This window comes from Sphingomonas trueperi (genome assembly GCF_040545665.1).
In the GTDB taxonomy this organism is placed as follows: domain Bacteria; phylum Pseudomonadota; class Alphaproteobacteria; order Sphingomonadales; family Sphingomonadaceae; genus Sphingomonas; species Sphingomonas trueperi_B.
On the sequence record NZ_JBEPMH010000003.1, the window covers coordinates 565,672 to 587,173 of the forward strand.

The following is a 21,502-nucleotide window of genomic DNA, read 5'->3' on the forward strand; positions in this document are numbered from 1 at the left end:
CCGTTATCCGTTCCGCGCGATCACGATTTCGACGCGCCGGTTCTGCGCCTTGCCTTCGGGGGTGGCGTTGGGCGCGATCGGCTGGGTCGCGCCGAAGCCCTGCGCCTCGACCCGCGCCGGATCGGCGAGCCGCGCGCGCAGGATCGCCGCGACCGTCTCGGCCCGCGCCTTCGACAGGGCGACATTGTCGGGGAAGGTCAGGCTCGCCACCGGATCGCTGTCGGCATGGCCCTCGACCCGCACGACGCCCTTTTCGCCTGCCACGGCCTCGGCGATCTTCTCGAACAGCGCCTGCCGCCCCGGCGCGAGCTGATCCGAGCCCGAGCGGAACAGCGTGCCGACGGTGGTGCGCACCCGCACGCTGTTGGGGTCCTGCTCGACCACGACCAGCTTCCGCGCGATCTCGTCGGCGAGGAATCCCTGGAGCCGCTGCTGCTGTGCACCGATCGGCACGGCGACGGGTGGCGCCGCGCGCGAGAGGCGCAAGGGCTGTTCGGGGTTGAGCGCGAGCAAGGCGGTCATCGCCGGCTGGCCCGTCTGGATCAGCACCAGCCGGAAGGCCAGCACGACCAGCAGCAGCACGCCGAGCGCGACGCTCGCCGCTAGCCCGATCGGCGCCCAGAAGCCGATCCGACCGCGCGCTGTAGGGGAGCCGCGCCAGTGCGGCACCAGCTCGGTTTCCGAGAGTCCACGCGCGGCGGGGATCGCGGCATAGGCGCTCGCCAGGATCGCGGCGCGCTGTCCGCGCTCGTCCTGCGCCACCCGAAAACGGCCTTCGAACCCCGCGGCGAGGCAGGCATGGTAGAGCTCGATCAGCTCGGCGTGCGCCGCCGGTTGGGCGAGCATCTCGCGCAGCAGCGCCCAGAAGCGGTCGCCGCCGATATTCTCGCCGAACCCGCGCACCACCATGCTGCGCCGCGCCCATTCGGCGCCGTCGGCGGCTTGGCCGGGCAGGTTCTGCGCGATGTCGTCGACCGTCGCATAGACGGCGTAGCGCGCGCGGCGCTGGGTCTCGGCATCATAGCCGCCGCCCGCGATCGCCGCGTCGAAACGCTGGGCGGCGGCCGACGCGCGGCGATGCAGCGACGGCAGATCGAGCGCGATCCGGCCCGACCGCGCCGACGCGATCAGCGCGAGCAGCGGCGCGGCTGCCGCGACGATCGGATTGTGCGCGCGAACCGCGACCGGCGGCTCGGGGAAATCCTCGTCGGCGGGGGGCGGTGCGGCCCGCGTCTCGGCAAGCCGGGCGCGCGCCTGCTGGAGCGGCGTCGGCTGGAAGACGGTGTGGCCGTCGCCGCCCAGGGCGTCGTCGTCGTTCACCGCGCGGCCTTCTTGACGCACCAGAGCTCGAGCCGGAGCTCGGGCCAGTCGCCGGCGACGTGCAGCCCCAGCGCGGGCGCGGCGGCGAGCGCAGGCCAGTCGGGTGCCGAGCGGTCGAGCTCGAAATAGACATGCCCCGGTAGTGCGCGGATCTGCGGCGGCGGGGTCGGCGTGTGGCGCAGCGGGATGCCGGCCAGCGCCGAATCGACGATCTGCCGCATCTTCTGCACCGGCCCGATCTTGGCGACCGAGGGAAAGCGCGCGCGCAGATCCTCGAGCGACATGCGCGCCGAGGCGACGAGGTAGAAATAGCCGGTCTGGAACAGCGCCGGATCGGTGATCCGCGCGGTATAGGCCCCCGGCCCCGCCTGGACGAGCGGCAGCTGGACCGCGGCGCGATCATAGACCGCCGAGAGGGCCGCCTGAATCGCCTCGACCACCGGCTCGAACGTCTCGCGCAGGCGGAGATGGTCATAGGGCGGGAAGGGCGGCGGCTGGCGTTCGGGTCGGGTGAACGTCGCCAGTTCGCCCGCCATGCCGAGCAGCGCCTCGTACAGCCGCTCGGGATGCACCATCGGCAGGCTCGCCAGATGCGCGAGTTGCGGGCGCCAGCGGTTGAGCGCCTGGAGCAACAGGAAATTGGCGATGCTCTCGGCGCCCGCCTCGGCCGCCTCGACCGCGCGCAGGGCGAGTTCCTCCACCCGCTGCCCGGCCCGGCCCAATATATCGGCGAGGAAGCCGGCGAGCCGCGGGCTGGCGCGCAGGTCGAGCGCGGGCGGGATGTGGCGCTCGTCGAACTGGATCGCGCCGTTTCGCACCTCGCGCACCCGCGCCAATTCGAGCGTGACACGGCCATAGGTCTGGTCGCGAGTGATGCCGAAGCGCAGATTGGGGCGTGCCATTTCGATCGGCTCGCTCGCCCGCTCTTCAGAAAAGACGTCGGCGACCTCATGGGTCTCGACCAGGTACCGTGCGCCCTCGGCACCGGCTGCGTCGACGTCGCGAAAGGCTACCCCGCCGGGCTGGTGCGCGGGCAGGGTCAGCTGGATGCCGGCGTCGCGCGCGTCGGCGGGGATGTCGATCGGCGGCGGCGGCGGCAGCGTGCCCGGGATGGCGAAATGCAGCCCGTCGGGCAGCACGCCGGAGAGCTTCTCGATCGCGAACTTGCCGAGCGCGGCGAGATTCTGGTTGATCACCAACTCGGTCACGCCCCAGCGATAGGGCCCGGCATGGCGGCCGGCGGCCGCGAGCTCCGCGTCGAGATGGCGTTCCAGCTGCTGGAAATGCTGCTGGCGCAGGAACAGCCCCTCGCGCCAGGCGACGCGCCCGTCAGCGGACACGGTGCGCGCTTCCGCGGCGGCGGCAGAAATTCCCGGCTCGAAACACATTCACTCCCAACAACAGGCGGCGACCGTCCGGCCGGCTGTGCCAGCAGGACGGTTTCACGCGCATGTCGGATGGCGTGGGCTGCGGTTACGGCTGTAGTGTTGGCGCGCCAGTTAGCGGGTGGAGTGCGGCGGCAAGCGCGATCGGATCGAGCGGTGCTGCGAGCGGCACCGGCGCGAACGCCTGCCCGCTTGCCGGCCGCATCAGAAGCAGCATGCCATGTTCCGAGCCCGATCGGCCGTCCGGCAGGAACTGGTGCGCGGCGCCCGGCGCGTCGACCAGCAGCACCGCATCGGCACCTGCGTGATCTGCCTGCTCGGCCAGGTCCGCGCGCGCGGGATCGACGCTCACCGGTTCGTAGCCGAGTTGCGCCACCAGATCCTCGACTGCCTCACGTATCGCCGCCGGCGCCACCACCAGCACGCCTTCGCCATTGCCCGACAGTGGCGCCGCGGCCTGCTGCACCGGTGCTTGCAGCTGCGCGCGCATCGCCGGCAGCCAGATGTCGAAGCGGCTGCCCTGGCCGGGTGCGCTGCGGACGTCGATCGTGCCGCCATGCGCCTGGACGATCTCCCAGGCGGTCGACAGGCCCAGCCCGGTACCGCCCTGTCGCCCGGTGAAGAAAGGTTCGAACAGGCGCGGCTGGGCGGCGGCGGCGATGCCGCATCCGCGATCCGCGATCGTGACCACGGCATAGTCCCCCGCCTCCAGACTGCCATGGCTGAAGGCGCGCGGCCTGCACTCGACGCGGAAGCCGAGCGTCACGTCGACATGCGGATCGCCGGGCATTGCGAGGAAGGCATTGTTGCAGATGTTCATGAACACCTGCTGGAGCTGCGTGGCATTGCCCTGCACTTCGCGCCCCACCGGCCAATCCTGGGCGGCAAAGCAGACCGTGCCGCGCCCCGTCGCCTGCACGAGCCGCACGGTTTCCTCCACCAGCGCCTGCAGCGCCAGCGGCCTGTATTCGGCATCATGGCCCCGCCCGAAGGCGAGGATCTCGTCGACCAGTTCGCGCGCACGATCGACTGCTTGGCGGATTTCGGACAGGTCTTCCCGCACCACCCGGTTTTGCCCGGCATGGATCTCGGCGATCTCGCTGAAGCCGCCGATCGCGCCGATGATGTTGTTGAAATTGTGCGCCACACCGCTCGCCACCGCGCCGATCGCCTCCATCCGCCGGGCGCGGGCGAGACGCAATTCCAGCTGGAGACGCGCCCGCTCCAGCCCGTCGCGGCGCAGTGCCTGCAGGATCGCCGCCTGTGCCATGTGCAACCCGGCAATCACGTCGGACCGGCCACGATCGGTATCGTGGCGCTCGAAGCCGAGCAGTGCGGGCACCGGCGTCGATGCCCGGAGCAGAAGGAGCGACGTTGTCCCGCGTGACAGCAGCATCGCGCCGAGCGGAGTGTCGGCGCCGTGCGGTAGCGCTAGGTGGAGCACGTCCTCCTCCCAGAGCGGCGAGTCCTGCGCCGCCGCCGCCACACGCGCCGGCCAGTTTTCGCTCAGCCGTCCGTCGCTGCTCCACACATAGGTGCGGCCGGCCTGCTCCCCTTGGAGCACGAGATAAGCATCGGTGGCGCCAGCATGGGCGGCAAGTCGCTGCAGCGCATCCCCGATCCGCTGCTCGAGCTGTTCCGACGACACTTCGAGCAACAGGCTGGCGACGGTGGCGCTCAACCGCTCATTCTCGCGGCGGCGTCGACGCTCTCGCGACTGCGCGCGAAGCGCGGCAAGAAGGGCGAGCCACAGGATCCCCGCCGCAGCGCCGGCGGCGAGCAGCCCCAGAAAGGCCCGCTGGTGCCCCGCCTCGATGCGCTGCTGGTGCTCGACGGTCAGCCGGCGCACGATTTCGATCTCGCCGTCGCGGCTGCCCTCGCGCACCGCATCGAGAATCGCATCGACGCGCGGCAACAGCGCGATCAGCAGGCTGCCATGCGTGATCAGCTGGGATTCGAGGTCGCTCCGCGCGCCCTTCACCCCGGCCAGCGCGGCCTGCGCCGCCGCCACCGCCGCGGGGCTGGTATCCAGCGTCAGCCGCAGGAAGCGTGCCGAGACCGTGCCCGCCCGCGGCGAGTCCTGCAGCAAGTTGCACAGCGCCGTGACCCGCGCGAGCGAGTTCTGCAGCAGGGCGTTCTCGCTCTTGAACTCCTCGGCCATCGCCTCGGCAGACCGGGTGTGATCACCGAGCCGCGACACGGCGTCGCGGAGCGGCAGGTCGTCGCCTGCGAGCTGCACCAGACGCTCGATGCTTTCGTCCGCGCTCGCCAGGTCCTGATTGATCATGTCGTAGTTGCGCAGCAACCCGATTCGCGCGCTCAACATGTCGCGCGTGAGCGAGCGATCGGCAAAGGCGTAGCGTTCGATCGCCTGATTCGCGTCCACCGCCCAACCATCGCCCATCGTCCGCATGCGCGCCGCCGCGCCGAACAGCAGCACCGCCGCCAGCGCGGTCGTCGCGGCCGCGGCGCGCAGCATAGCGACAGACTTCACCTGTGGCGGCTCGGCACGGGCGGGCGGACCGGCTTGCCCTGATAGGTGCCGGTAAGCGTGCGAAGGAATGCGACGATGTCGTCGACCTCGTGCGGCGACAGCGTCAGGTCGAGCTGCGCCCGTCCCATCGCGCGCACCGCGTCCGGCAGCGTGGCTGCGCTGCCGTCGTGGAAATAGGGCGCGGTCGCCGCCACGTTGCGCAGGCTAGGCACCCGCACCAGCACCGGATCTGCCGCGCCGATCGGATGAAAAATGCCGTGGCGCTGCATGAGATTGCCGCCGATGTTCACCCCCTGGTGGCAGGAGACGCAGCCCAGCGCCTTGAAGCGGGCATAGCCGCGCCGCTCCTGTGCGGAAATCGCGCGGTCGTCGCCGGCAAGCCAGCGATCGAAGCGTGCGCCCGGCGTGACCAGGCTACGCTGGTACGCCGCAAGTGCATCGACCAACGCGGCGTCGTCGATTGGCCGGCCATATACCCGCCGGAAGCGCGTGACCATCGCCGGATCCCGCCGCAGCCGCGCTACCGCCACCCCATTTGCGGCCCCCATCAGTCCCGGATCGTCGAGCACCTGCGCGGTGAAGCGTTCGAACTTCTCCCGCCGCCCGCGCCAGTTGAAGCGATAGTTGAGCGCCGCATTGAACACGGTGAGCGTGTTCATCCGCAGGGCACCGCCGTTCTGGGCGATGTCGAAATTGCGATCGCTGGCCCCGCTGGTGGCAACGTCGTGGCAGGAGTTGCAGCTCACCGTCTGGCGCTGCGACAGTCGCGGATCGCGGAACAGCAGCGCCCCCAGCGCGAGCTTGGCCGGCGCGATCGCCGGCGCCGGCGGCAGCGGCGTGATCGGCTCGTCGCGCGCACCCCACTGGCCGGCCAGCGCCGCGCCCGCGCACAGCATCGCGGCGCCGACAAGCACGGACAGGGTTCGTATCCGCAGACGAAAGCTCACACTGTCCGCACCTCGGCATCGAAGACATAGCCGACACCGCGCTCGGTGCGGATCAGCCTGGGAGCGCTCGCGTCGCGTTCGAGCTTGCGCCGCAGTCGGAGGATCTGCACGTCGATGCTGCGATCGTACACGTCCTCGTGCACGCGCGTCGCCTGCAGCAGCCGTTCGCGGGTGAGCGGCCGCCGCGGCGCTGCGACGAAGGCACTGAGCAGCGCGAACTCGCCCTTGGTAAGCGGCACGGTCTCACCGTCCGGGCTGATGAGCCGCCGCGATCGCTGGCTGAACACCCAGCCCGCGAATTCGAAACTCTGTTCGGGCTGACGCGCAGGATGCAAGCGATCCATCGTCCGTCTGCGCAGCACCGAGCGTACGCGAGCCAGCATCTCACGCATGCCAAATGGCTTGGTCAGGTAATCGTCCGCACCCAGTTCGAGGCCGATCACCCGGTCCACCTCGTCCCGACGGTGGCCGGTAATCAGGATGACCGGCACGACGCTCTTGGCGCGCACCTCGCGGAGAAGATCCAGCCCGTCCTGATCGCCGAGGTTGAGGTCCAGCAGGATGACGTCGGGCTCGCGGCCGGCGAGTGCACGCACCACGCCTTCCCGCCCGGACACGGCCGCCGTCTGCATGTTGTTTTCACTCAGATAGGAAACAATCATGCGCTGCATCGCTGCGTCGTCATCCACGACGAGAACTCGCGGCGTGGCCGGCACAACGGCATCACCGAAAACTTCTGCGTTCATTCACTTACCTCAAAACCAACATATACTCGGCGATATGGCTCGCCCGACCGAACCAACAGGTGAAACTATTATCCGGTACAGCCTTGCTCCGCGTAAAACTCCATAGCCTGGTGCTCGCAATTACCTCATTTCACCTGAATTTATCTCTGCATCCGCAGCCCCGCGGCCGCCGGTTCCGGGGCAGGCGGCATCCCGCGGCATATATGGCTGCACGAACCGCTCTAACAGGGCCGACAACACCCAGCAGCGATGATGTCGAACAGATGCCGCGCGGAGAGTTGCAATTGTAACACGATTTGCCAAGCCGATTGGCCGTCACACCAAATCCGCTCGACGCAAAGCACCGCAACAGCCCGACCCCTCCGACACCGCAAAAGCGTACCAGTCTTGGAGCCTTACTTGGACCATCTAGATTTTTTTGTGGGCCTTGAAGCGCAGTTGCCTTTTTATACTCCGCCGACAACATGCTTATGACAAGCAAAGGCCGAAACGTGTCAACCTATGCTCGCGTATATACCCGTTGCAGCCCTTGGCCAACGTCACGGCGGCGCGATCAAGGCTGTGAGGAAGGCGCTGGCACTGCATCCGCCGCCCGGCTAGTTTCTCCGAAACGGGGGAGCATCGCAATGCGACGTGTGCGATCTGGGGTTTCGACGATTGTCTTGGCCGCGTTGCTGGCTGGATGTGGAGGTGGCGGTGGGGCAGGCAATGTCGTCCAGCCCGGTACCGGCACCGCTACGCCCGCCCCGACCTCCAGCGCCTGCACGCTGCGCGCCCGGCAGGACTGGATCCTGGCGACGATGCGCGAATGGTATCTCTTCCCCGAGACGCTGCCGGCGAACCTGAACCCGTCGGGCTACGGCACCGCCGACGACTATCTCGACGCGCTCACCGCCACCGCGCGCGCGCAGGGGCGCGACCGCTATTTCACCTATCTCACCTCGATCGCCGAGGAGACCGCCTACTATAGCAGCGGCTCCAGCGCCGGCTTCGGCTTCCGCCTGACCAGCGACGGCAGCAGCACGCTGACCGTCGCGGAGAGCTTCGAGGGCGGCAACGCGCTGCAGGCCGGCATCGATCGCGGCACCCAGATTCTCGCCATCGGCACCAGCAGCAGCGACCTGCGCGACGTGAGCACGATCTTCAGCACGCAGGGTTCGGCCGGCGTACAGTCGGCGCTCGGGCCGGACACCAACGGCACCACCCGCGTGCTGCGCGTGCGCGATCCGAACGGCGCGGTCCGCACTGTCACGCTCGCCAAGTCGGACTTCACCCTCACCCCGGTATCCAGCCGCTACGGCGCGCAGATCCTCACCGACCCGAACGGCGGCGGCCGCGTCGGCTATCTCAATCTGCGCACCTTCATCGACACCGCCGATCCGGCGCTGCGCAGCGCCTTCGCGACGTTCAAGGCGCAGGGCATCGACAAGGTGATCGTCGACCTGCGCTACAATGGCGGCGGGCTCGTCTCGATCGCAGTCCTGTTCGGCAATCTGCTCGGCGGCGCACGCGCCACCACTGACGTGTTTGCCTATACCAGTTTCCGCCCGGAGAAATCGGCAAACGACAAGGTCGACAGGTTCGCACCCCAGCCCGAGTCGCTCGCGCCCACCCGCATCGCCTTCATCGGCACGCGCAGCACCGCCTCCGCCAGCGAACTGGTGATCAACGGCATGATCCCCTATTTCCACGCCAATCTGGGGCTGATCGGCACCAACACCTATGGCAAGCCGGTGGGCCAGGTCGCGATCGACAAGAGCGAGTGCGACGATCGGCTGCGCGTGATCGCCTTCGCCACGCAGAATGCCAATCGCCAGGGCAGCTATTTCAACGGCCTCGCCAGCAACGTCGAGGCGAGTTGCGCCGCCAGCGACGACCTGTCGCAGCCCCTGGGCGACGTGCGCGAAGCCTCGGTCAGGGCGGCGCTCGATTTCGTCGCGGGGCGCAGCTGCAGCGCGATCGGCGGCTTCGCGCTGGCACGGGCCGCCTCCGCGCCGAACGAGCTGCTGATGCCCGATCGCCCGAATACCGCGCAGCGCGAGGTGCCGGGACTGTTCTGACGCACTCGTCACGGCGAAGTAACACCAAGTAAAGAAAAGCCAATTTGCAACCATCCTGGATGTGGCCGGTTGATCGGCCACATCCAGGAGGGAAAGATGAAGACGATATTCTTGTGCGGCGCCTTCGCGTCGCTGGCGATGACGGCTGCCACCGCCGCCGAGGCGCCCCGTTCGATGGCGCCGCAGACCGAGCCGATGGCCCCGGCGCAGATGCAGATGCCGCGCGACACGATGGGCTATGCCCGCATGGCCGGCGCCGGCGACCTGTACGAGATCGAGTCCTCGCGCCTCGCCCAGCAAAAGGGCGCGACCGGGGCGGTGCGCCAGTTCGGCCAGATGATGATCGAGCAACACACCCAGACGACGCAGGCGCTGACCAGCGCCGCCCGCGCCGCCGGCATGACCCCGCCGCCGCCCGCGCTGGCGCCGCGCCAGCAGAAGATGATCGACGAACTCCGCGGCCTCTCCGGCGCGCCGTTCGACGCCGCCTATCTCCGCCAGCAGCGCATGGCGCATCAGGAAGCGCTGGCACTCCATGCCGGCTATGCCGAGAATGGCGACAACGCCGCGCTGCGCAAGGTCGCCGCGGCCGCGGTGCCGATCGTCCAGCGCCACATCGACCTGCTCGCGCAGCTGCCCAAGGGCTGAAGGACTGCCCGCGCGCGGCGGGTCGACCTGCACGGGCTGTAAGGTTAGGAACAGGCGTCCGCCCTAAGGATGCCGATCATGCAGTCCCCGTCCGACCCGTCGCCCGCCGCCCTCCGCATCCTCGTCGTCGAGGACGACGCCCAGCTCAGCGCCCTGCTCGCCCGGCAATTGAGTGGCCTAGGCTACACGGTGGAGACGGTGGCCGATGGCCGCGCCGCGATCACCACGCTCGGCCAGGCGCAGTTCGATGCGATCCTGCTCGATCGCCTGCTGCCCGCGATCGAGGGCGTCGAAGTGCTCCGCCGCATCCGCGCCGAGGGCGTCGAGACGCCGGTGATCCTGCTCACCGCGCTGGGGCTCACCCAGGAACGGGTGGAGGGGCTGGAGGCCGGCGCCGACGACTATATCGTCAAGCCGTTCGAGATCGACGAGCTCAACGCCCGCATCCGTGCGGTGCTCCGCCGCCGCAGCGCCCCTGCCGCCGACACTGCGACGCTGACCGCCGGCGACGTGACGGTCAGCGTGCTGCGCCACCGCGTCACCCGCGCCGGCAAGCCGATCGAGCTGCAGAAGACCGAGCTCAAGCTGCTCGCCGAGCTGGTCCGCGAGGCCGGCAGCGTGCTGTCGCGCAAGATGCTGATCGAGCGCGTCTGGGGCTATGACTTCGTGCCGACCACCAACATCGTCGACGTCCATATCCTCAAGCTGCGCCAGCGGCTGGAGATGCCCGGCCTGCCCGATCCGATCGCGACCGTGCGCGGGGTCGGCTACATGTTCCGCGCCTGAACGGTGCCGCGCCGGCGCCTCCGTTCGCTCGGTCGGATCGCGATCGCCTTCGCGCTGGCGCTCTCCGCGACGACGGCGCTCGCCGGGGTGGGCGTCTATCTCGCGCTGCTCGACGCCATCGACCATCAGGTGGACCTGCGGCTGCAGGGCGAGGCGCGCGAGCTGCTGGAAGGCGGCGCCGGCGTGCCCGAGATCGTCCGCCGCATCGCCCGCGAGAGCAGCGAGCGCGAGAGCGCCGATATCGGTTTTCTGCTGCGTGATTCTCTGGGGGAACGAATCGCCGGCAACATCGCGCCCGCGCATCCGCTGCCGATCGGAGTCTCGACGGTGAAGACTGACGCGGCGATCCCAGGACTCAGCCGCGGGCGGGCCTGGGTCAAGCAGCTGCCCGACGGCGAGACGCTGGCGCTGGTCGCCGAGAGCGAGCCGATCGACCAGCATGACCACAAGCGGGGTCGCATCCTCGCGATCGGCTTCGGCGCGGTGGTGGCGCTCCTGCTGATCGGCACCTTCGCGCTGATCCGCGCGATCCGCATCAACATCGCCGCGATCGGCCACACGGCGGAGGCGATCATCGACGGCGACCTCCGCGCGCGGGTGCCGGTGGAGCGGCCGGGGAGCGTCTTCGGCGGGCTGGCGGTGACCTTCAACCGCATGCTCGATCGCATCGGCGAGCTGATGACCGGCATGCGCAGCATCTCCAACGACATCGCCCACGATCTGCGCACGCCGCTGGCGCGGCTGCACGGCCGGCTCGCGGCGCTCGCCGAAACGCCCGAGGCGGCGCCGATGCGGGAGGAACTGGCCGACGCCGTTGCCGAGAGCGAGGAGATTCTCGCCATCTTCGCAGCGATCCTGCGCATCACCGAGATCGAGGGCGGCGAACGGCGCGCGGGTTTCGAGCGGCTGGACCTTGCAGCACTCGCGGCGGACGTAGGCGAAGGATTGGAGCTGCTGGTGACCGGGAATGGCCGGTACTTCGTGGCCCCCGTACCGGTGGAGGCAGTGCCGGTCGAGGGCGACCCGCGCCTCCTCACCCAGCTGACCGTCAACCTGATCGAGAATGCCGTGACGCACACCCCACCCGGAACGACGATCCGGCTGGAGGTGCGCCGCGAAGACGACACAGCGCTGCTCTACGTTGCGGACAACGGCCAGGGCATCCCGCCGACGGAACGCGATCGTGCCCTGCGCCGCTTCGGCCGGCTGGACGACAGCCGCCATACGCACGGTCACGGGCTGGGCCTGCCCCTCGCGCTGGCGATCGCGCGGTTGCATCGCGGCACGCTGGCGTTGGAAGATGCCGAACCCGGCCTGCGCGTGGTGCTGCGGCTGGCGCTCGCGGGTTGAATGCAGCTGGTCGGGAGAAGCTTCAGCCGACTGGTGGAGCTGAAGGCAAAGCCAGCTGCGACACCGCGGGCGCTCGCGTTCTTCCAAACAGCATCAAGCAACTATCTCGCGGCCTGATTCCAGGCTGCGCGTAGAAGATCCTCCACACGGGTGGCCTGTTCGGTCATGTCGCCGTGCCGGGCGACGAGCGCTTGTGCGAGATTGCCATGTTCCTGGCGCTGGCCGGGATCGGCCAACCGCTGCGACAGTGCGACGAACTGGGCACCATCGCGCGCCTTCAGGCGCTCGTCGCGCAGCGTGAACACAAGCTGCATTTCGCTGTCCGGCTCCGGCGCCATCCACACCACCGGCACGCCATGCGCCTGCGCCTCCAGGCACGCATTGCCGCCCGGGAAGGGGAAGGTGTCGAGGAAAATGTCGATGCATTCGCTTACGAGGTGCCCGTCGATGAACTCGTCATAGAGAATGATGCGGTCGCCGGCGGGCGATGTCGCCCGGCGTTCCACGATCATCGTGGTCGAGCCGGTGCCGCCGGCGAAGAAGATCGCCTGCGGATCGCGTTCCAGTATCTCCTCGACAAGCGCCATATAGGCAGGCGTGATCTTGGCCATGCGACCATAGAATCCGTAGATGGCGCTTGGCTGGGCAACCCCCGTCCCGGCGCACAGCACGTTTCGCAAGGCGTCGATCTGGGCTTGCGGCCTCGCGACGCAGTGGAAGACGGAGGCGGTGTTCCGCGGCGTCTCGTGCATTGCGACGCGGTCGTCGAACAGGCCGGATGCGGGCTTGGTGATGCCCATGAAGGCAAGGTCCAGCTCGGGGATACCCCAAGGCGCGAAGCCGTTCTCGTGGAACGCCTGCACCCGGCAGGGGCGCTGCTGCAGCACCATCGTCGCGACGGCGCAATTGCTGTCGGCGATCAAGATGTCGATCTCGTCCGCCTCGAGCTGCGACAGGATCGCCTGCGTCATCTGCGAAGGCGTCGGACGGGACATGTCACGCACACGGAGGCCGGTTTCCCGTGCGAAGTCCCACAGATTCTGCACGGGTTGCTTGATGCAGTAGAGGAACGGCCAGTCTTCCGGTGCGCGGAGCGCGTGCTGGCCCAGCATCAGCGAAACGGTGGTCTTGGCTACCGCATTGCTGCTGAACAGATCGCTCGTCTCGGAAAGATAGGCGATGCGGGGCACGGCGCGTGTTGCGGGACGAAGCGGTCGCTTGGGGAAGTGCCGCGCGAGATAGTCGGTGAACGGCAGCACCACATCCGTGTTGAACCGTTTCAGCTCGGCCAAGTTCTGGGTGCTGCGCCACAACAGGATGTGGATGAGCGTGTAGAGGTCGGCCGCTCGGTCGACATCGCCGGCCGCGGTGAGAAAGCGTGGAAACACGGAGGTGAAGTCGCGATACAGCCCCTCGAGGTTTGCGCGTTCGCCCTGCTGCACGGCCGGCCAGCCGACCTGATTCATCGCGGCACTTAGCGCCGCGCGAAGAGGCTCGGGCCAAGGGCGGTCGGGGAGCTCTTCCTGCAACCAGCTGAACCGAAGGGGACCGGCCAAGGCGGGGGCCGCCGTGCCGCGCGGTGGTGCCGACATATCCATGGCGTTGCTGGCGATCATGGCCGGGACGGTAAAGAGAACTGTTTAACGCAGGGTTACGGCCGGTGTCGTGCCAGCCACAAGCGCGCTCAACGAGCGCGCTGTATGAACAGGCAGTCGCCCGCGACGAAGGCGCGCGCAGCCTTGTCGCCCCACAGCCGGAGCAGCGCGTCTCCCGCTTCCTTGGGGCCGTCGCCATAGCGCCAGTTATAGTCGTCGATCACCACCCAGCCGCCGGATGCGACGTGCGGGGACCAGAGCATGACATCCTCCGCGGCCGCCGATCGATCGTGATTGCCGTCGATGTGGAGCAGCGCGATCCGACCCGTCGGTCGGGATGCTTTCGCCGGCTTCAGCAGTCGCACGGCTTCGCCATCGGTCTCGCCACGATACACGGCGTGGCCCGAAACCGAGGGCGTACGGTACACGGTCATTGCCCCCGCCGGCGCCAGTGCGGCGAAGGTCGCTTCGAACGCATGGGCGACGCGCTCCAGCCCGGCCGAACGCGTGTATTTCTGAAGAGCGACCGGCAGATCCTGCTGCGCGCCCGCGTCCGAGCACCAGGGGTCGAACACGAACATCTTGCGCTCCGCCACCCCGAGCGCGCGTCCCGCGAGCAACACGCCCGCGGAGCGGCCGAACAGCGAGCCGATCTCGACGATGTCGCCCTCCGGCGCATCGAGCAGGCAGGCGAGCAGCGCTGCCAGCTTGTCGTCATAGGATTCGCCGAACAGATCGAACGCAAGCCGCACGACGCCGGCGATGAACGCAAGGCCGGGCTGCGGCTGGGCCGGCACCAAGCGCTCGATGAACTCAGCCCACCGCTCCGCCCGCGCGAAAATATCGTCCCACCGCTCGAATTCCAGTTCGAGCGCCGAGCGGTTGATGATCCGCAGCGGGCCCAGATCCTGCTCCTGCAGCAGATTGCGCAGTGCCGCGTGGACGATGTGCGCCGACGCGTGGATCCGGGTTACGTCATGCCGTCGCACCACATCGGTGAATGCGTCCAGAAACGCCGGTTCGCTGACCAGTGGCAGCCTTATCCAGGGGGCCGCCCCATTGGTGGGATCGCTGACGTCGCACGATGCCGTCACTACCGGCTCTCCCCGTTCCAGCGCTTGCTTGAGATAGGTCCGGCCATCGGGGGTGGAGACGGGAAAGACCAAGGTCACAGACATTTCGTTCATCCTGTAGCGCAACCGGTGCGTCCACCCCATTATAGCGGCCGTTCCGCGCCGGAGAGGTCCAGTTGGCGGAACGGGAAGCACATCGAGGCCGCGCGTGGCTGCCCGCCGCGACCCGCGCCGGCGACATTCGGACGCTGAACACGCACATTGCCCTGCACCAGTTTGTGTCCCGTTCTGACGCACGTCCTATAATGGATCGGGAGGGGCGATGCTCGACCCCGGCAGGTGAACGGCCGGGCCAGACAACCGGCGCGCCCTTGCGTGGTTCAACAGCTTCTATGCACGAAGCAGGATGGTGCGGGATGAGTCAGATGATCGGGGTCGTGCGATGACGATGCCATCCATCATTGTGGTGGGTCCGGGCCTTATGGGCCTGAAGCATATAGAGATGATCCAGGCACATCCGCACTGTGAACTGGCCGGCATCGTGACGCCTGGGCGCAACGGCAGCAGGAACATCGGCGAACGCTTTCCCAATGTGCCGATCTTCGACACGCTCGAGGCCTGTCTTGCAGCGGGAACCCCGTCGGGCGTGATCATTTCGTCGCCCAACGAATTCCACTACGCGCAGGCGAAGCTGTGCATCGAGCGTGGCATCCCCGTGCTGATCGAGAAGCCGATCACCGCAGATCATGACGAGGCTCTCGATCTGGTGGATCTCGCGGCGCAGCGCGGCGCAAAGGTCCTGGTCGGCCACCACCGGGTCCACTCGCCATTGCTGACCGCCGCCAAGGCGATCATCGACAGCGGGCGGCTCGGGCGGCTGGTCGCCTTCCAGGGAAGCGCGATCTTCTACAAGCCGGCCGCGTATTTCGAGGCGGGCCCCTGGCGTAGCCAGCCTGGTGGCGGCCCGATCCTGATCAACCTTATCCACGAGATCGGCATCATGCGCACCTTTTGCGGCGAAATCGCCGCGGTGCAGGCGATCGCGTCCAACGCGATCCGGCAGTTTGCGGTCGAGGATACCGTGGCGATCAACCTGCAATTCCGGAACGGCGTGCTCGGCACGTTCCTGCTGTCCGACGCCGGCGCCTCGCCGCATAGCTGGGAGCAGACCTCGCGAGAGAACCCGGTCTATCCGACCTACCCCAACGAGGACTGCTACAGCATCACCGGAACGCTAGGGACCTTCGACTTCCCCAGCATGCGCCTGCTGTCCCACCCGGCTCCGCAATCCCCTTCCTGGCACACCCCGCTTGCGGAAGAGGTCATTCCGGTCATGCGGGAAGATCCGCTCGCGCGGCAGCTCGAGAATTTTCTGGCGGTCATCCTCGGCACCGCCGAGCCGATCGTGCCGGCCTTCGACGGGGCCCAGAATGTGCGGGTCGCCGAGGCGATCCGAAGGTCCGCCGAAACCAGGTCGCTGGTGGAACTCGACGCCTGATCGTGCCGCGAAACTTCGTGAAAGGCTGAATCCAGAATGGCCGTCGCCATCCTTCTCGACACCAATGCCGCGTCCGTGCCGATCTACCGGTATCTCGTCGATTCAGGTCATGACGTGACCGTCGTCGGGAACAAGCCGGACAACGCGCTCGCCATGTCCGCCGACAAGTACGTCAAGCTCGACTATTCGGACATCGAGGCGGTGACGGCGCTGGTGGAGCGGCTGGATGCGGACTTCCTCATCCCCGGGTGCAACGATCTCTCCTACGAGACCTGTGCCGCGATCAGCGCCAAGCGCCCCTTTCCCGGGATCGACCCGGTCGAGACCGTCCGCATCCTCGGCAACAAGCAGGATTTCCGGCGATATGCGGAAGCCGCCGCCATTCCTGCCCCCCGCCGCCTCGCCGAGAGCGAGGCGCTGGCGGCGGGTCCGGTGATCGTAAAGCCCGCGGAGGCCTTCAGCGGCCGCGGCGTGACGGCCCTGCCGGCGCCCTCGGCAGGGGATCTTGCAGCGGCGATCGAGCATGCGAAAGCATTTTCACGAAACGGCACCTGCCTGATCGAAGCGTTCGTCCAGGGGCAGCTGTACAGCCATTCCGCCTTTCTCGGCCCGGATGGCATCCGCACCGATTTCTTCGTCGAGGAGCATGGCTCGGTCAATCCGTTCGCCGTCGACACCAGCTATGTCGTTCCGGCGTTCGACCCGACGCTGGCGAGCAAGGTGCGGGCGGCGATCGAGAAGATTGCGCACGACCTGCAACTGACCTCGGGCCTGATCCACACCCAGTTCATTGCCGATGGCGAGCGCTTCTGGATCATCGAGATCACCCGGCGGTGCCCCGGCGATCTGTATAGCCAGTTGATCGCGAGCTCGACCGGCTTCAACTATGCCGAAAACTATGCCCGCCCCTTTCTTGGGGAAGGATTCGACGGGCATGCCCAATCCTATCGCCCGATCCTGCGCCACACGATTTCGCTGCGCGAGCCGCAGGTCTTCGAGGGACTGCGGTTCCACCGGCCCATCGATATCGAGATGTTCGTATCGCTCGCCCTCGCCGGCGATTGCATCGCGGCCAGCCCGTTCGGCCGGATCGGCATCCTGTTTGCGCGGGCAGAAGATCCGGGCGCGCTGGACGCGCTGATGCGTGCCACGCTGGACGGCGAACTATATTCGGTACTTGGGGCAGATCGAAAGGCGAGAGCATGACGAAACAGGATTTCAGCGCGATGCTGGACTCGGCGGTCGCAGCGCCTGCCGCCAACCAGCAGCTGGCCAGCGACCTGCTGTCCGGCCAGGACCGCCCCTGCTACGTAATCGGGCGCAATGCCGAGTCGCTCGGGCTCATCGGCCGGTTGCGCCTGGATGGCATCGTCGACGATTTCGCGCCGGCCGGTTCGGTATGGAACGGGCTCGCCGCGGTCGGAATGGCGCAATTGCCACCCGATGCCGCGGTCATCAACTGCTCGACCTCGATCAGTCCGGTAGCGGTCGAACAGCGGCTCGCGGATGCCGGGGTCCGCTCGGTCCTTTCGATCCAGGAGCTCGCTCATGCATCGGGCGGTGCGATCGCCGACGCCGACGTCGTTCGCGAACAGCGTGCGGACTGGAGGCGCTTCGCCCCGGAATGGGCCGACATCTTCGATACGCTCGCGGACGAAGCGTCGCGCCGGACGCTCGCCGACGTGCTGCGCTACCGGCTGACGGCGAACGCCGCCTTCATGCGCGGCTATGCCGTGCGCACCCAGGAGCAATATTTCGAACCCTTCCTGGACCTGCGGTCGGAAGTATTCGTCGACGCCGGCGGCTTCGACGGCGATACCACCGAGGAATTCTGCCGCCGCTGCCCCGACTATCGGCAGGTGCACCTGTTCGAGCCTTCGGAGCGGAATCTCCGCGCCGCCAAAGCCCGGCTGGCCGGACATCGCGACATCGCTTTCCACGCCAAGGCGCTTTCCGACGCGCCGGGGCAGATCGCCTTCGACAGCGAGGCGGGATCCGCATCCGCCGTCACCAGCGGCGGCCGCGAGCTGGTGGAGATGACGACGGTCGATCTGGCCATCCCCGACCCGGTCAGCTTCATCAAGATGGATCTCGAAGGCTGGGAGATAAAGGCACTTGCCGGGTGCGAGCGGCACATCCGCCAGGACCGGCCCAAGCTGGCCATTGCCGTGTACCACCGCGCGAGCGACTTCCGCGATATCTGGCGATATGTTCGCTCGCTACACGCCGACTACCAGGTTTATCTCCGGCATTACACCCAGGGTTGGTCGGAGACGGTGATGTTCTTCCTCTGACGGCGTGACCGGCGCGACATCCTGCCCAGGCACCTTCCCTTCCTCTTCGGCAATCGGAATTTTCACATGCCCGTTCTGCAATCTGCACTCGACCCCGCACCGATCGAAGACCCTGCCGGCTTGCTCGATCATTGCGAGACGCACCGGGCCGGCGTCGTGGCGATCAAGCCGAAGGTCCTCTTCCTGAAGATCGAGGCCGAAAACCCGGGCCCCGTGCCGATGAAGATCAACGTGCCCTCCAGCGGGCTCGGCAGCGTGACCTTGCTGGAGGCCGCCGCGCTGATCTCGATCGTCAAGCTGATCCAGCCGCGGAAGATCTTCGAGTTCGGCACCTTCCTCGGCTATTCCACCGCCCTGCTGGTCGAGAATTCGGGCGCGGAATGCGCGGTATACTCGCTCGATCTCGGAGAGAGCCATGCTGCCGGGGACACTGTCGACTCCTACACCGATGCGGACTTGCGGCGCGACGGCAACATCAACGACGCGTATTTGCGCGCCGTCCAGAGTGCGTCTGCTCCCCGCTACCTCGGTGGGCTGACCGATGCGGACAGATCCCGGACAACCCTGCTCCAGCAGGACAGCCGCGTGTTCGATCCTGCGGCGCACGGGCTGGTCGGCGCGGTCGATCTCGTCTTCGTCGATGGCGGCCATGATCTGGAAACCGTGGCGATCGACACCACCAATGCGAGAAAGATGATCGGCGACAGCGGCGTGATCCTCTGGCACGATTTCAGATCGTCCATTCATGGCGACGTGACCACCTTCGTCGAGGAGCTCGCGAAGGACGATCTGGTGATTCACGTCCAGCACACGATGATGGCAATGCTGCTCGTGGGCGACATCCGGGAACGGTTTCTCGGCATGGGCGTCGACGGCCCGCTTCGGGATACGGCCTGATGGCTGCAACCGACGGCGAAGCGCGCGGGCTAAGGCTTCTCGATCGAGACGCCTATCGGCGCTGGTCCCAAAAGCGCGATCTTCTCGCCGCGCTGCTGATCGCGATCCGCGTGGCGTTCCATGCTGCGTTGCTGACGGCGGGGACGCACCTCTTCGCGCATGGCCATGTCTGGGCGGCGCTGCTCGTCCTGATCCCGCATTTCCTCACCTGGTCCTTTCTGGGTTGGGCGGGCATCGGCCATGAGCTTTTCCATCGTTCGGTCTTCACCGCACGATGGCCCAATGTGGTGCTGTTCCGGCTATGCTCCATCCTGACGTGGAGCAACTACGGCTATTTCGCGGTGACGCATCCGCAACATCATCGGACCCCGCTGGGTCCCAACGACCTCGAAGCGTCGCCGCAGGAGCGGCTGTCCTGGCTGGGTACGCTGGCGCTGCTGACGGTGGATGTGCCCGCGATCTGGCGGCGTCTCCGCGTGCTGGCACTGAACGCGGCGGGCACGATTCTCAAGGGGCGCTTCGCCACGCTGTTCGCGCCGGGATCGCGCGAGGCGGTTCAGCTCAAGAACGGGGCGCGCGCCGTATTTGCGGGACAGGCGCTGATCCTCGCCGTCAGCCTCGTGCTTGGTGGCCCCTATCTCGCCACCGCGATCTGCCTCGCGCCGTTCTGCCTCACCTTTCCCAACCGTACGCTGGCAGCGCTACAGCACTTCAACCTGTCCGCCGACGAGGTTCGTGGGCAGTATGAAGCCTCGACCCGCACGGTGGTTCTGGATCCGATTACCGCGTTCTTCTACGCGGACATGCACTACCACCTGGAACACCATCAATTTCCGTCGATCCCGCATTATAATCTGCACGCGGTGCACAAGGCCTTCAGGCGCCAGGGCGCGCACCGCCACATCGAGTGCGGATATTGGAGCGGCGTGAAGCTGCTGGCGCGGGAGGGTTTCTTCACCGCCGGTCGGATGCCGGGGCCCTGGCGCCGCCGCGAGCGCTAGTCCGCCGCCACCGCAGGGGCTCGACCGAGTCTCGATCTTCCGCGGATGCCCGCGCTTATCTCGACACGCATTTCCCGGGAAACGACCACCGACCTATAAAGAAAAGATACCATCCATCCGAAAGCGGCCCGATGCGGACTCAGACAAGTGCGGCAGTAGAACGGAACGCGACCGGCAGCAGAGCCATGCTCTCCGTCGTCGCTACCGAAGACCTTCCGGTCCTGCGTCCCCGCATGCCTCGGGCCGAAGCGCTGCTGCCCTATCTGCAGCGGATCGACGACCGGCGGAGCTATTCGAACTTCGGCCCGCTCGTCACGGAACTCGAAGCCAGGCTGGCGCAGCGGCTGGGCGTCGACCCGGCGTGCATCGTCACGGTATCAAATGGGACCGCGGGCCTTGCGATCGCCCTGCAGTCGGTCGTCGGGAAAGCCAAGGGCTACTGCCTCATTCCGTCCTGGACGTTCGTCGCGACGGCACATGCCGTCAGCAGTGCCGGCCTGACGCCGTTTCTCGTCGATGTCGACGAAGGATCCTGGGCGCTGACGCCCGAGATCGCGCGCGACGCCCTGGCGCGGGTCGACGGCCCCGTCGCCGCGGTGATGCCCGTGGCGCCCTTCGGCGCGCCGATGGACACCGCGGCCTGGGACCGCTTCACCGAGGAAACCGGCGTCCCGGTGGTCATCGACGCTGCCGCCGGGCATGACGCGGTGCGCGTCGGCACCTCCCCCGCCGTCGTCAGTCTTCACGCCACTAAGATCCTCGGCGCAGGTGAAGGCGGCTATGTCGTCTGTCGGCGGCGCGACACGATTGCCGACATCAAGCAACGTAGCAATTTCGGTTTCTCCGGCTCGCGCGACGCCCGCGCGGTCGGCACCAACGCGAAGATGAGCGAGTATCACGCGGCCGTCGGTCTGGCGGCCATGGACGCCTATGCAAGCGACCTGGTGGGATACCGAGCGGTCGCAGAGGCCTATCGCGAGCGCTTGGGCCGGAGGCAGCAGATCGCGTTCCAGGCTGGTTTCGGAAGCGAATGGTGCGGAAGCGTGTGCGTCGCGCGATTTTTCGGCGCGGACCAGCAGCGGCTGGTGTCGCGGCTCGACGCCGTCGGCATCAGCAGTCGTGCCTGGTGGGGTGCCGGCGTTCATCTTCAGTCCGCTTTCGCCGAACTACCGCGTCTGACGCTTCCGGTGACGGAGATGCTTGCGCGGGAAACCTTGGGTCTCCCCTATTTTGTCGACATGACCGACACGGATGTCGAACGCGTCTGCCGTGTCATCGAACACGCCTTCTGACCATCTCGATCACTCCCCCCCTGTCTGATGGGATGGTGGTATGAAGAGGTTGCGGAAGGGAGCCCGTCCCCCCCGAGGGTCTGGAGCCCGATAGGGAGCAAGGGTCCCTTCCGCGT

At 67.5% G+C, this 21,502-nt stretch carries 17 protein-coding genes; 10 read left to right on the top strand and 7 right to left on the bottom strand.

The genetic code is table 11. The features are described from left to right. Nucleotides 1-3: 3 nt before the first annotated feature. The 5 genes from icmH to ABIC65_RS13395 all read right to left on the bottom strand — a co-directional run bounded on the left by icmH (nt 4) and on the right by ABIC65_RS13395 (nt 6,892). A complete protein-coding gene (icmH, locus tag ABIC65_RS13375) occupies nt 4-1,320 on the bottom strand; it encodes a type IVB secretion system protein IcmH/DotU (RefSeq protein ID WP_354309349.1) in 1,317 nt (438 codons plus the stop codon). Further along, entirely contained in the window at nt 1,317-2,660 is a 1,344-nt protein-coding gene (gene tssK / locus ABIC65_RS13380; RefSeq protein ID WP_354309351.1) for a type VI secretion system baseplate subunit TssK, read from the bottom strand. Before tssK ends, icmH begins: the two co-directional genes overlap by 4 nt. A gap of 133 nt (nt 2,661-2,793) precedes the next feature. After that, nucleotides 2,794-5,199, bottom strand: a complete 2,406-nt coding sequence (locus ABIC65_RS13385) for a DAHL domain-containing protein (RefSeq protein WP_354309353.1) — start codon at nt 5,197-5,199, stop codon at nt 2,794-2,796. Further along, nucleotides 5,196-6,146 carry a cytochrome-c peroxidase gene (locus tag ABIC65_RS13390; protein ID WP_354309355.1) on the bottom strand — a complete coding sequence of 317 codons (951 nt, stop codon included), beginning with the start codon at nt 6,144-6,146 and terminating at the stop codon, nt 5,196-5,198. The genes ABIC65_RS13385 and ABIC65_RS13390 overlap by 4 nt, the downstream gene beginning before the upstream one ends. Then, a complete protein-coding gene (locus ABIC65_RS13395) occupies nt 6,143-6,892 on the bottom strand; it encodes a response regulator (RefSeq protein ID WP_354309357.1) in 750 nt (249 codons plus the stop codon). Before ABIC65_RS13395 ends, ABIC65_RS13390 begins: the two co-directional genes overlap by 4 nt. A 626-nt stretch (nt 6,893-7,518) precedes the next feature. On the opposite strand from ABIC65_RS13395, the gene ABIC65_RS13400 reads away from it, so the two are divergent. From ABIC65_RS13400 to ABIC65_RS13415, 4 genes are all read left to right on the top strand, one after another. After that, nucleotides 7,519-8,952, top strand: a complete 1,434-nt coding sequence (locus tag ABIC65_RS13400) for a S41 family peptidase (RefSeq protein ID WP_354309359.1) — start codon at nt 7,519-7,521, stop codon at nt 8,950-8,952. A 96-nt stretch (nt 8,953-9,048) separates the two neighbouring features. Next, nucleotides 9,049-9,600: a DUF4142 domain-containing protein gene (locus ABIC65_RS13405; RefSeq protein WP_354309360.1), complete on the top strand. Its 552-nt coding sequence runs from the start codon at nt 9,049-9,051 to the stop codon at nt 9,598-9,600. A gap of 78 nt (nt 9,601-9,678) precedes the next feature. Next, a complete protein-coding gene (locus tag ABIC65_RS13410) occupies nt 9,679-10,386 on the top strand; it encodes a response regulator transcription factor (RefSeq protein WP_354309362.1) in 708 nt (235 codons plus the stop codon). Nucleotides 10,387-10,389: 3 nt separating this feature from the next. Then, complete coding sequence (locus tag ABIC65_RS13415) at nt 10,390-11,736, top strand: sensor histidine kinase (protein WP_354309363.1); 1,347 nt, start codon at nt 10,390-10,392, stop codon at nt 11,734-11,736. Between the two features lie 101 nt (nt 11,737-11,837). On the opposite strand, the gene ABIC65_RS13420 is transcribed toward ABIC65_RS13415, so the two are convergent. Both ABIC65_RS13420 and ABIC65_RS13425 read right to left on the bottom strand, forming a co-directional pair. After that, on the bottom strand, nt 11,838-13,352 hold the full coding sequence (locus ABIC65_RS13420; protein ID WP_354309364.1) for a hypothetical protein: 1,515 nt from the start codon (nt 13,350-13,352) through the stop codon (nt 11,838-11,840). A gap of 68 nt (nt 13,353-13,420) precedes the next feature. Next, on the bottom strand, nt 13,421-14,509 hold the full coding sequence (locus tag ABIC65_RS13425) for a class I SAM-dependent methyltransferase (RefSeq protein WP_354309366.1): 1,089 nt from the start codon (nt 14,507-14,509) through the stop codon (nt 13,421-13,423). Nucleotides 14,510-14,852: 343 nt separating this feature from the next. Here ABIC65_RS13425 and ABIC65_RS13430 point away from each other — a divergent pair, with 343 nt between their 5' ends. From ABIC65_RS13430 to ABIC65_RS13455, 6 genes are all read left to right on the top strand, one after another. After that, a complete protein-coding gene (locus ABIC65_RS13430) occupies nt 14,853-15,902 on the top strand; it encodes a Gfo/Idh/MocA family protein (protein WP_354309405.1) in 1,050 nt (349 codons plus the stop codon). A gap of 36 nt (nt 15,903-15,938) precedes the next feature. Beyond that, nucleotides 15,939-17,108, top strand: coding sequence for an ATP-grasp domain-containing protein (locus ABIC65_RS13435; RefSeq protein WP_354309368.1), 1,170 nt, complete (start codon nt 15,939-15,941; stop codon nt 17,106-17,108). After that, on the top strand, nt 17,105-18,196 hold the full coding sequence (locus ABIC65_RS13440) for an FkbM family methyltransferase (RefSeq protein ID WP_354309369.1): 1,092 nt from the start codon (nt 17,105-17,107) through the stop codon (nt 18,194-18,196). Before ABIC65_RS13435 ends, ABIC65_RS13440 begins: the two co-directional genes overlap by 4 nt. Nucleotides 18,197-18,262: 66 nt before the next feature. Next, on the top strand, nt 18,263-19,093 hold the full coding sequence (locus ABIC65_RS13445) for a class I SAM-dependent methyltransferase (protein ID WP_354309370.1): 831 nt from the start codon (nt 18,263-18,265) through the stop codon (nt 19,091-19,093). After that, nucleotides 19,093-20,094 carry a fatty acid desaturase family protein gene (locus ABIC65_RS13450; RefSeq protein ID WP_354309372.1) on the top strand — a complete coding sequence of 334 codons (1,002 nt, stop codon included), beginning with the start codon at nt 19,093-19,095 and terminating at the stop codon, nt 20,092-20,094. Before ABIC65_RS13445 ends, ABIC65_RS13450 begins: the two co-directional genes overlap by 1 nt. A 185-nt stretch (nt 20,095-20,279) precedes the next feature. Next, nucleotides 20,280-21,386, top strand: coding sequence for a DegT/DnrJ/EryC1/StrS family aminotransferase (locus ABIC65_RS13455; protein WP_354309374.1), 1,107 nt, complete (start codon nt 20,280-20,282; stop codon nt 21,384-21,386). Nucleotides 21,387-21,502 lie beyond the last annotated feature (116 nt).